Annotated in this window: 11 protein-coding genes; 10 read left to right on the plus strand and 1 reads right to left on the minus strand. The window is 31.8% G+C overall.

All coding sequences use genetic code 11. From position 1 onward, the window contains the following. Nucleotides 1-120 precede the first annotated feature (120 nt). From MHZ36_RS02075 to MHZ36_RS02110, 8 genes are all read left to right on the plus strand, one after another. Nucleotides 121-840, plus strand: a complete 720-nt coding sequence (locus MHZ36_RS02075) for a MerR family transcriptional regulator (RefSeq protein WP_239229293.1) — start codon at nucleotides 121-123, stop codon at nucleotides 838-840. A 159-nt stretch (nucleotides 841-999) separates the two neighbouring features. Beyond that, nucleotides 1,000-1,680, plus strand: coding sequence for a GntR family transcriptional regulator (locus MHZ36_RS02080; RefSeq protein WP_239229294.1), 681 nt, complete (start codon nucleotides 1,000-1,002; stop codon nucleotides 1,678-1,680). Nucleotides 1,681-1,715: 35 nt separating this feature from the next. Beyond that, the gene (gntK, locus tag MHZ36_RS02085; protein WP_239229295.1) at nucleotides 1,716-3,257 is read left to right on the plus strand and encodes a gluconokinase; all 1,542 of its coding nucleotides are present in this window, start codon (nucleotides 1,716-1,718) and stop codon (nucleotides 3,255-3,257) included. Nucleotides 3,258-3,471: 214 nt separating this feature from the next. Next, complete coding sequence (locus MHZ36_RS02090) at nucleotides 3,472-4,830, plus strand: gluconate:H+ symporter (RefSeq protein WP_239229296.1); 1,359 nt, start codon at nucleotides 3,472-3,474, stop codon at nucleotides 4,828-4,830. A 97-nt stretch (nucleotides 4,831-4,927) separates the two neighbouring features. After that, nucleotides 4,928-6,142, plus strand: a complete 1,215-nt coding sequence (locus tag MHZ36_RS02095) for a helix-turn-helix transcriptional regulator (protein ID WP_239229297.1) — start codon at nucleotides 4,928-4,930, stop codon at nucleotides 6,140-6,142. A gap of 508 nt (nucleotides 6,143-6,650) precedes the next feature. Then, complete coding sequence (locus tag MHZ36_RS02100) at nucleotides 6,651-8,054, plus strand: glycoside-pentoside-hexuronide (GPH):cation symporter (RefSeq protein WP_239229298.1); 1,404 nt, start codon at nucleotides 6,651-6,653, stop codon at nucleotides 8,052-8,054. 45 nt (nucleotides 8,055-8,099) lie between these two features. Then, nucleotides 8,100-9,893 (plus strand): beta-glucuronidase, encoded by a 1,794-nt coding sequence (gene uidA / locus MHZ36_RS02105; protein WP_239229299.1) that lies wholly within the window; start codon nucleotides 8,100-8,102, stop codon nucleotides 9,891-9,893. 199 nt (nucleotides 9,894-10,092) lie between these two features. Beyond that, the gene (locus MHZ36_RS02110) at nucleotides 10,093-10,284 is read left to right on the plus strand and encodes a hypothetical protein (protein WP_239229300.1); all 192 of its coding nucleotides are present in this window, start codon (nucleotides 10,093-10,095) and stop codon (nucleotides 10,282-10,284) included. A 210-nt stretch (nucleotides 10,285-10,494) separates the two neighbouring features. On the opposite strand, the gene MHZ36_RS02115 is transcribed toward MHZ36_RS02110, so the two are convergent. Then, nucleotides 10,495-10,764, minus strand: coding sequence for a DUF1413 domain-containing protein (locus MHZ36_RS02115; RefSeq protein ID WP_239229301.1), 270 nt, complete (start codon nucleotides 10,762-10,764; stop codon nucleotides 10,495-10,497). A gap of 167 nt (nucleotides 10,765-10,931) precedes the next feature. On the opposite strand from MHZ36_RS02115, the gene MHZ36_RS02120 reads away from it, so the two are divergent. Then, on the plus strand, nucleotides 10,932-11,636 hold the full coding sequence (locus MHZ36_RS02120; RefSeq protein ID WP_239229635.1) for an SDR family oxidoreductase: 705 nt from the start codon (nucleotides 10,932-10,934) through the stop codon (nucleotides 11,634-11,636). Between the two features lie 69 nt (nucleotides 11,637-11,705). Continuing rightward, nucleotides 11,706-12,221: a GNAT family N-acetyltransferase gene (locus MHZ36_RS02125; RefSeq protein WP_239229302.1), complete on the plus strand. Its 516-nt coding sequence runs from the start codon at nucleotides 11,706-11,708 to the stop codon at nucleotides 12,219-12,221. Nucleotides 12,222-12,304: the final 83 nt, after the last annotated feature.

Here is a 12,304-nt window from a genome sequence, read left to right on the forward strand (position 1 = left end):
ATAAGAATAAGTGTAATGAAAAAGTTAGTAAGTTGGATATGTCCTTCATACTAACTTTTTTTGTAATGTTTGCTAATTACGTAACGTAATATACTAATATTATTGGAAGGAGGGAATTAAATGAAACAATATCAAACTGGTGAATTAGCCGATCTATGTAATGTAACAGTCAGAACAGTACAATTCTATGAGAAAAAAGGATTGTTAAATGCTAGGAAATCAACAATAACTCCTCATGGCAGAAGGTTATTTGACGAAGAAAGTAAAGAAACGCTGCAAGTTATTCTCATACTTAAATCATTTGGTTTCAAATTAAAAGATATTCAAATTATTATAAATGAGCAAGTAGATTTAAAAGTAATAAGAACGATGGTAAGCGAAAGAGAAGCAGAAGTTGAAAAAGAGATAAAAAAGTTAAGTCAATTACAAAAGGAGATTAAGCAATACCAAAATTACATAAGTAAATCGAGTATAGCACCATTAAATAAATTACTAAATACACATCAAATAATGAAAAGAAATAAATATCAAAACAAAATATCTAGTTCTTTTATAAAAAAACTACTACCAATTGCATTTATTCAATACGGTATAATTATATTTAGTATTTTAAATAAAAGTTGGAAACCTGTAGTTTTAAATTTTCCAATTTTAATGATATTCACAAATTTGCTTACATATCAACATCATCAAATACGTGAATATTTATGTCTCAATTGCCAATGCTTATTTAGCCCTAGTTTTAAAAGTTGGGTCATAGCAAAACATACGCCAAATACTAGAAAATTAGAGTGTGTGAAGTGTAAAGAAACGAACTATTGTATAGCAACTACAAAATAAAAATTTGGAACCGAAATAATTAGTTTGAAGACTGTTATTTCGGTTTTTTTGTCTTGTTTTCCCTTAGTACAAAGATTTGCAAACGCTTGCAATATTTGTGGTTGTGTATTACCATACTTGTATACAAGTATATTAACCAAGTTAAGAGGTGAATTCATAGTGAATTATGAATATCCTGAAAGATGGTTAGAGGGTGTTTCTAAAGGAGAAGCAATCGCTGCTGAAATTAGATTAAAGATAGTTGATGGTTCTTTTAAAACAGACGCACTTTTAACGGAAAATCAAATTGCCAAAGAATTTAATGTAAGTCGTTCACCTGTACGTGATGCATTTAAATTGCTGAAGCAAGATCAATTAATCAATTTAGAAAGAATGGGAGCAGAAGTCTTACCATTTGAAGATAAAGAAAAAAAAGAGCTTTATGATTTAAGAATCATGTTAGAATCTTTTGCTTTTACTCGTATTAAATCACTAAATCATGATCATATTGTTAAAGAATTGCGTAAACAATTAGAAATGATGAAAGTGGCTGTACAATTCGAAGATGCGGAAGCATTTACCGAACATGATATGAAATTTCACGAGGTAACCATACTAGCATCAAAGCACCAATATTTGAAAACTTATTGGAATAATTTGAAGCTTGTAATGGAGGCACTTGTATTGTTATCAATGAGAAGGCGTATGATAGAAAATCCAGAAGATTTTGAACGAATTCATAAAAATCATGAAGTGTTTATAGAAGCCATTGCGAATCAGGATGCTATGAGGTTGAGAGAAGCCTTTCATTTAAATTTTGATGATGTAGGAGAAGACATCGACAGTTTTTGGCTTAGTTAAGCAAAAGTGATTTGTAAGAAATAGGAGGATGTATTATGAAATACATGATAGGTGTAGATATTGGAACGACAAGTACGAAATCGGTTTTATACGATGAAAAAGGTCAATTTATCATGAAACATAATATTGGGTATCCATTGCATACACCTAACGTAGATGTATCTGAGGAAAATCCTGATGAACTATTTGATGCTGTATTGATGACTATTAAATATGTGATGCGAGAAGCAAATATAGCTAAAGAAGACTTAAAACTCATTTCTTTTAGTGCTCAAATGCATAGTCTTATTTCAATGGATGCGAGTAATCAAAGACTTACTGAAAATTTAACATGGGCAGATAATCGTGCGAGTAAATACGCTGATATCATAAAAAATGACCATAATGGAATTGAAATATATAAAAGAACTGGCACTCCAATTCATCCAATGTCACCGCTATCTAAGATTTTTTGGATGAAACATGAGCAACAAGAAATTTATAATCAAACAGCAATGTTTGCAGATATAAAAACTTATATTTTCTACCACCTATTTGAAAAATTTGTCATTGATCAATCAATGGCATCATCAACTGGTATGTTCAATTTAGAAACATTAACTTGGGATGATGAAGCATTATCTTTATTAGGCATAACAGAAGAACAACTTCCTGAGATCGTTCCGACCACACATATTATGACTGGGATGAAACATAGATATGCTGCATTGATGGGTATTGACCCTGAAACGCCGGTTATTGTTGGTGCAAGTGATGGCGTGCTCTCTAACTTAGGAGTTAATGCATTTAAAAAAGGTGAAGTTGCTGTGACGATAGGTACATCAGGTGCAATTAGAACTGTAATAGATAAACCACGTACAGATTATAAAGGTCGTATCTTCTGCTATGTATTAACTGAAGATCATTATGTAATTGGTGGACCAGTTAATAATGGCGGTGTTGTACTTCGTTGGCTACGTGATGAATTGTTAGCAAGTGAAGTTGAAACAGCAAAACGTTTGGGTGTAGATCCATATGATGTTTTGACTAAGATTGCAAATCGTGTTAAACCGGGTGCCGAAGGTTTAATTTTCCATCCATATTTAGCTGGTGAACGTGCACCATTATGGAGTGCTGATGCACGAGGATCATTCTTTGGTTTAACATTAACTCACCAAAAAGAACATATGATTAGAGCAGCATTAGAAGGCGTTTTATATAATCTATATACAGTATACTTAGCGCTTATTGAGGTGATGAATGAGACACCAACTACGATTAAAGCAACAGGCGGTTTTGCTAAAAGTGAAATTTGGCGACAAATGATGGCAGATATATTTGATACTAATCTCATTGTTCCTGAAAGTTATGAAAGTTCATGTCTGGGTGCTTGTGTATTAGGATTAAAAGCACTTGGTGAAATTGATGATTTCTCTATTATCGAAGAAATGGTGGGCACGACTAATGCACATGCGCCTAACCAAGATAATGTGCAAGTGTATCAACAGTTGATTAGTATTTTTATTAATTTAAGTCGTTCATTGGAAGATAGATATACTGAAATAGCTAACTTCCAACGTCAACATATGCAAGACTAAGACACTCTCGCAATTCGTCTCTATAAGGTATCAGGAAAATGGTTTGACATATATATGAATAATACATAAGTTGAATCATTTTCTAACTGTAACCTTGATTTTTAGTAATAAATAGAATGGCAAAAAAATTTAACAATAAAAGAAAGCGTTATCAAATTTAAATAGATTCATTTCAAATCTATTTTGAATTTGATTTTGGAAGGGGAGAATGATTATGTTTGAAACAATATGGCCACTCATTACAGTGGTAATAGGGATTATTGTATTATTGGGACTTATAATATTCTTGAAACTAAATACATTTATTTCGTTGATTATTACATCTATTGTCACTGCTATTTTATTAGGAATGCCTTTAGATAAAATAATCGAAACAATTGAAAATGGAATGGGAAGTACATTAGGTCATATTGCACTTATTTTTGGATTAGGTGCGATATTAGGGAAGTTACTTGCTGATGGTGGTGGTGCTACACGTATTGCCGACACATTAATAAATAAATTTGGTCAAAAACATGTACAGTGGGCGATGCTAATTGCAGCGTTTATTGTTGGGATTGCACTGTTTTTTGAAGTTGGTCTTGTATTATTGATTCCTCTTGTGTTTACGATTGCAAAACGCGCAAATGTATCGCAATTAAAATTAGGTTTACCAATGGTTGTGGCACTATCTGTTACGCATGGTTTCTTACCACCACATCCAGGTCCGGTTGTTATTGCTAAAGAGTTGAAAGCAAATTTAGGACATGTATTACTTTATGGTATTATTATTGCAATTCCTGTGACTATTATTGCAGGTCCTATATTTAATAAAATTGCACAAAAGCTTACGCCATCTGCTTATAAACGTGAAGGTGACATTTCATCTCTAGGTGCACAGAAAGAATTTTCAGAAGAAGAAATGCCAAGTTTTGGATTGAGTTTACTAACAGCAATTTCACCTGTGATTTTAATGTTATTATCTACGATTGTTCAATTAGTGACAGGTCACGAAGAAGCTAAAAATGGATTTGAATCTGTTGTTTACTTTATTGGTACTGCTGGTACAGCAATGTTAATTGCAGTATTATTTGCAATATTTACAATGGGTATAAAACAAGGTAGAAAAAATGCTGATATCATGGATTCAGTGTCAAATGCAATATATCCTATTGGTATGATGATTTTGATTATTGGTGGTGGCGGCACATTCAAACAAGTATTAATTGATGGTGGCGTCGGTGATACGATTGCGAAAATGTTTGAAGGGTCTGAAATGTCTCCTATATTACTAGCATGGATTGTAGCAGCTGTATTACGAATTGCTTTAGGTTCATCAACAGTAGCAGCAGTATCATCAACTGGTATTGTATTACCATTACTGCAAGCTACAGACGTTAATGTAGCACTTGTTGTATTAGCAATTGGTGCAGGTAGTGTTATCTTGTCACATGTGAACGATGCAGGCTTTTGGATGTTTAAAGAGTACTTTGGATTGACAGTTAAAGAAACATTTTTAACATGGTCATTACTAGAAACGATTATTTCAGTTTCAGGACTTGTATTTATATTAGTACTTAGTCTGTTTGTATAAAAATACTTTATTATTTTATAAAGGAATATAAAGTATAAAAAATGCACCTTATTCTTGTTTTTTCGATATAATGAAAAAATAGGAATGAGGTGTTTTTTTGAATGAGGAAACTTTAGATATGTTACAAGCACATGGTGAACAATTATTAGGTGTTCAGATAGAGGCGTACCATCAAGATGATATTAAAGGAGTGATAAATAAAATTAAAACGCCTTTTACTAACACGAAAAGGAAATATTTCAAACAACAATTAAAGCAATTTATTCAAACTATGAATAGTAATAAAATTTATCTTTATACTAATCGTTTAGGCATTAATTATTTGATTTTTAAATTTAAAAAATATAAGCAAATTTATTTCATTGGTCCTTATATTGAGCATCGTCCAAATGAGCAACAATGTCTTGATATATTAAATAATTTAGAAATTGAGCGATCTCACATCGTTATCTTGAAGCAATATCTTTTAAAAATTCCACTTTGTCATCATGTGAAGGCTAAAAAATTATGTCGTCTAGCCATACAATTTTTAAAAAATAGAAATACCTTATATGAAATAGAGTGCATTGATTTTAATTTTCACATGAGTGATGCTGGAATCGCAGAAACACGAGATCAAATGGACTATACATTAGAAGACTTAGAAAATCGATATAAAATGGAAAATCAGTTATTAACTGCCGTTGAATATGGTAATGTACACGAAGCTTTAGCTATTTTAAAACATATTAATTTATCAGTTACAGGTTTACAAAGGAGAGGTGACGGTGTGTCAAATGAGCAATATAAAGCCTTTTCACTAAATACACTTTGTAGAAAAGCGATAGAAAAAGCTGGTGTGAATTTAATTAAAATAGATGAATTATCTGCGCGTTACGCCAAACGTATAAATAAGTCAAAAGATGTACAACAAATAAATGAGTATATACAATCATTAATTATTGATTATTCAGAAGCAGCAATGAAAATTAAAGCGAATGAATATAGTCCGAAAATCAGTAAAGTCATACAATATATAGAAAGCAACTTAAGCGATCATATTACTTTGAAAATGTTAGCGCAACAAGTAGATTTGGCACCAAGTTATTTATCTAGAATATTTAATCACGAAATTCATAAGTCAATTTCACAATTTATTTTAGAATTAAGATTAAAAAAAGGTCATGACTTAATACTGAGAACAAAAATGTCAATTTCTGAAATTGCACAAAATGTTGGTTTTAAAGAACAAAGTTATTTTGCACAATGTTTTAAAAAGCATTATGGTATCACACCGTTGAAATTTCGTATGGAGCAAAGAGGGTGGGGATAGTTTGGAATTGTAAAAGTACATTTGTGTAAAAATAATTATAAAAATAACAATATAATTATAAAAAGTGAATATACATAGGTATATATTAAACAATAGCAAAAATTTAAGCAGAATTTAATATCAATAGAAACAATATACAATTTCATTTAGTTATTCCATGATAAGTATAGTAAACATCGACTTTAAGTTAGTTGAATATAATTTTATGACTATATTTAAATTCCACACAAAATAACAACGTTGTTATTTTTCGTTGAACTATTTTTATGGAAAAAATATAATGAACTTAAGATCTCAAATAAATCACTTATGTCAATTCTAATTAGTTATAAAAAGAACATACGTGAAAGGTAAAAAAATTTGAGTTCAAGAGAAAGCGTTTACATTATTCTCTGGATTAGATTGTTGGCCACAATCACTAGCACAAGCACACAAAAACACACTATCAAACAAAATAGCATAAAAGATATCTCACAATATTTTGTTTCTAGGGAAAGAGGTAATCAATATGGTTACAGCAAAACTAAAACCAGCAAATAGAAAATTGAAGAAATTTAAAGAAATTCAATCACCGAGATTAAAATTTAAGGAAAAATTATCATACGGTTTTGGGGATTTAGGAAACGGCATGATGTTTGATATGGGGCAAATATATTTACTGAAATTTTTTACAGACATACTTGGTATTTCTCCATTTTATGGTGGGCTCGTCTTTCTAGTATCAAAAGTGTTTGACGCATTTGTTGATACAGGCGTTGGCACAATGGTAGACAACAGACGTAATTTTGGCAAAAAAGGTAAATTTAAACCATTCATATTATACGGTACTATACCGTTAGCTATATTAACGGTCATCACATTTATTTCTCCAGATATCAGTTATACCGGAAAAGTTATTTGGGCATTTGCAACATATATGTTGTTCAATATGGCGTATTCTTTTGTAAATATTCCATATGGTTCATTATCTGCTTCGATGACGATTAATGCGGATGATCGAACACAATTATCAGTTTTTCGTAATTTAGGTTCACAAGGTGCAATGTTCATTTCAGGCATTGTTATTATTCCAATGGTTAACTTATTTCCAAATCATGCAACAGGATATCCAATTGCAGTTGGTGCTTTAGCTATTTGTGGTGTGGTATTCCATATTATTTGTTATAAGGGTGTTAAGGAAAGACATATTGTAGAAAGACCGAAAGAAAAAGGTTTAGGACGTAAAGCATTTAAAAACTTATTGAAAAATAGACCATTTATTATTCTTGCTATTTATACATTATTAACGATTATGGCTTTATTCTTGCAACAATCATCACAACTTTATTATTTCCAATATGTACTTGGTGAACCAAATTTAGTTGGACTTGTAAGTACATTGAATTTCTTAGTACTTATTCCAGGGCTATTAATTACGACATTCTTAAGTAAAAAAATTGGTAAAAAAATGACAGCAGTATTTGGTGTATCAGGATTTGTCATAATGCAATTTATCACATTTACATTATTTGCAAACGAGGCAATACCATTTTTGATATTAAATACAATTGCACAACTATTTTTAGTTATACCAAATACAGTGACATGGGCATTTATTGCTGACGTGGTTGAATATGGACAATGGCAATCTGGCATGAGATCTGAAGGTATTATTTATTCAAGTTATAGCTTTACAAGAAAAGTATCCCAAGCATTAGCAGGATTTTTACCAGGATTATCTTTAATGCTGATTGGATATGTGCCAAACGCAGCACAATCAGATGGTACGTTATTAGGATTAAAAGTACTATACTTTATTGTTCCAGGAACAGCCTGCCTACTTGCTGTTATATTATTCTTTTTTGCATATCCACTTACAGACCAAAAGCATAAACAAATTGTTAAAGAATTAGCGCTTAGAGAAGAACTTTAATCAAAAATAAATACGTTTATAAAATGAGAGGAGATAAGATTAGTTATGTTATATCCAGTAGTGAATGAAAAACGACAAATTACAGATTTAAATGGTATATGGAAGTTTAAATTAGAACATGATGACGACCCAATTCATATTGAACAACCGCTAGACACAGAATTAGTTATGGCAGTTCCAGGTTCATACAATGATCAAGGTGTAAATGCAGAAATTAGAAATCATGTTGGTAACGTATGGTATGAACGCACAATATTTATACCGGAAATATTGCAGAATGAGCGCATTGTTTTACGATTTGGTTCTGCAACACATAAAGCAACTGTGTATCTTGATGGTCAAGTTATTGTGTCGCATCAAGGTGGGTTTTTACCATTTGAAGTTGAGTTAGACCATGGAATCCAAACGGGACAACACAGATTGTCGGTATGCGTTAATAATATATTAGATGAAACTACGCTCCCAGTAGGTAAATATGAAGAAAGTATTGATGAACATGGTAAAACAATTAAAACCAATACCCCAAACTTTGATTTCTTTAACTATGCTGGGTTGCATAGACCGGTGAAACTTTATACGACACCAAAAGCATATATAAAGGATATAACGCTAGTTCCTGAAGTTTTAAAGGATAAAGCACAAGTAAATTATGATATTGCTACTAACAAAGATGATGTAGATATACGTATTAGATTGTTAGATGAATCTAGCAATGTTGTAGCAGAGGGAAGCGGTCAGAAAGGTATCATAGAAATAGAACAACCTCATTTGTGGCAACCGTTAAATGCATATTTGTACCAATTTGAAGTATCATTGTATTCAGATAACAAACTAATTGATATCTATACAGAACGCTTAGGCATTCGCTCAGTAAAAGTAAAAGATGGCCAATTTTTAATCAATGACAAACCTTTTTACTTCAAAGGTTTTGGGAAACATGAAGATACATATTATCATGGTAGAGGCATTAACGAAGTGGGTAATGTACTAGATTTAAACTTACTAAAATGGATTGGCGCTAACTCTTTCCGCACATCACATTATCCATATTCAGAAGAAATGATGCGACTTGCTGATGAACAAGGTATCGTTGTCATTGACGAAACAACTGGTGTAGGTGTCCATTTAAACTTCGATGCGATTTTATCTGGAACGGAAAATAGAAAGACATTCGAAGAAATAGGGACGAAACCTGCACATGAAGCAGTAATAAAAGAACTAATTGCTCGAGATAAGAATTATGCTTGTGTAGTGATGTGGTCTATTGCGAATGAACCGGCATCAACAGAGAAAGGTGCGAAGGCATACTTTGAACCACTCATTAACCTTGCAAAGCATTGTGATCCACAAAAAAGACCTGTCACAATTGTTACATTGTTAACCGCACAACCTGAAGTTTGCCAAGTACAAGATTTAGTCGATGTCTTATGCTTAAATCGCTATTATGGTTGGTATACTCAGACAGGTGATTTAGAGGCAGCAAAAGTAGCATTGAAAAAAGAGTTGGATGGATGGAGCGAAAAACAACCTAATAAACCGATTATGTTCACTGAATATGGTGCAGATACACTAGCTGGATTACACTCGGTTAATGATGAATTGTTTACAGAAGAATATCAAGTTCGATATTATGAAGCAAATCACGAGATTATTGATCAATATCCACAGTTTATAGGTGAACAGACTTGGAACTTTGCAGATTTTGAAACATCTAGTGGTATTATTCGAGTTCAAGGAAATAAAAAAGGTATCTTTACAAGGGAAAGAAGACCTAAAGCTGTGGCACATTATTTAAGACAGAGATGGCTTCGTATTCCAGACTTTGGATATAAATCATAATAAACTATATGAATGTTTGTGAAAAAAATAACATAAATGTCAAATGATATACTGTTACTTTATTAAAAGAGAATAATAAAAGTGATAATTATGTGAAAACAATCACAAAATACTTTAAATCTCTTATATCATGAAGTAGAATATGAAGTGTAGAGAAGAGATAAAAGCTTAACGAATGAAAAAATACGGAGTGATTAAGATGAGAAAAGTAATTGAAGAAGTTATTTTTTCAAATGAAAGTAGTTATGAGATTTACACACACACTGGTGTAAATCAAGGTATTATTAATGACATTAAAGATGGATACAGAAGTATTGATTATATATCTTATATAGACGCTGAAAAGTTATACCAATATGGTATAGAAAAGACACAATTAGTGACGAGTTAATACACTGTAGACATCTTAAGAAAAAATGCATTGTGCTAGCTGTATGCCCACAGCATTTAAAACCAATAGTGCATATTTTTCTCCCAAGTATCACCTTTCATGATTTATTATACGCCCAAAAATAGTAAAAAGGCCTACATGGACTGAATAACCACAGTTCATGTAGGTTTTTTATGTTATACATTAATCGTTTAATAACGGAAGAATAAATCATACATACATTTTAAAGTTATGTTTGATTTCGTTGTACTCATAAACAGAATTGTACATTCTCATACGAATATGTTCTTCTGATGTATAAGGGATACGGAGTTTATCGTGTGTTGTTATAAAATTTCTGAATGATTTTTCTGCATGCTTACGTGTTTCTAAACTCATGTTTAACCATTCGTCTGGTTCAAATAATGCTTCGAATTTAAAGGAAAAACTCGTTCTTGCACGTGCTTCTCGTAACGATGCAAGTCGTTTTTCAAAGTCCATCGGTTGTCCTCCTTTTCTAAGAACATAAATATACATTTCTATTATATACTTAATAACTACTATATTCTAATAATGATACGGCACTAATTCTTTTATATCAAAAACACTAAATGATAAAATAAGCACAATAAGTAACAGAAAATTATAAAAAGAAGAGGGGACGTTCAATTATGAAATTAACAAATAAAGTTGCTATTATTACAGGTGGTAGCAGTGGTATTGGTGCTAGTATAGCTAAAGCACTTGCTAGACAAGGTGTCAAAATTGTCTTAACAGGTCGAAATGAAGCTAATCTTAAACAGGTTGAAGAAGAGGTTACTGAATTATCTGAAACGGAGGTATCTACAGAAATATTAGATGTTACCTCACAAGAAGCGGTTGAGGCAGTTGTATCGAAGGTGAAACAACAATTTGGTAGCGTTGATATCTTAGTAAATAGTGCTGGTCAAATGTTATCTTCAGCTATTTCAGAAGGTGATGTAGCAGCTTGGGATACAATGATTGATGTTAATGTCAAAGGAACACTATATGGAATTAATGCCGTTTTACCGACATTTTTAGAGCAATCAAGCGGCCATATTATCAATATTGCATCAATTTCCGGATTTGAAGTTACTAAGAAAAGTACAATGTATAGTGCGACGAAAGCAGCCGTTCATTCTATTACTCAAGGCTTAGAAAAAGAATTGGCTAAAACAGGAGTTAGAGTCACAAGTATTTCACCGGGGATGGTTGATACACCATTAAGCGGGGCGACGGATTGGGGAGAGCGTAAAAAATTAGACCCTGAAGATATTGCGACATCCGTAGTATATGCTTTACAGCAACCAAGTCATGTTAATGTAAATGAAATTACGGTTAGACCTGTATAGACAAATATATATTACTTTATAAACTGTAATATATATCTTTATTTCAATATAAAGGGGTTAAAGCTTAATTTGAATATTGTATTAGAAACGAAGCGTTTATTTTTAATTAGACCAACTGAATACTATCTAGAAGAACTATATCAATTGCATGCCGATCCTAAGACTAATCTTTATAATCCAGCTGGGCCACAAAAAGAAATTGATGAAACAAAAGAAATGTTAAACGAATGGCAGACACACTGGTCTCAATATGATTTTGGATATTGTTTAATGATTGAAAAAGAATCTGAAACAATGATTGGTATGTGTGGTTTAAAATATAAGACTTTAGATGGCAATATTGTGTTGAATTTGGCTTATCGCTTAAGCCCAAAGTATGCAAGAAAAGGTTATACAAAAGAAGCTTGTCAGGCACTTATTCAATATATAAAGAAAGTGCAACGTATAGACAATAGAATTGTGGCACATACTAAAATTAACAATATACCTTCTATTCAGACTGCAAAATCTTTAGGTTTTAGTCGAGATGAACAGTACGATAATTTTGAAGCAACTGGCGATGTCTATCTATTTGAAAACATATAAAAAAACGCTGCTTATCTATTACGATAAGTAGCGTTTTTTGTAACCTTTCAGTGAAAGAGTAGGAGGTAAATTAAAAATATTGT

The organism is Staphylococcus sp. ACRSN (assembly GCF_022346615.1).
Lineage (GTDB): Bacteria > Bacillota > Bacilli > Staphylococcales > Staphylococcaceae > Staphylococcus.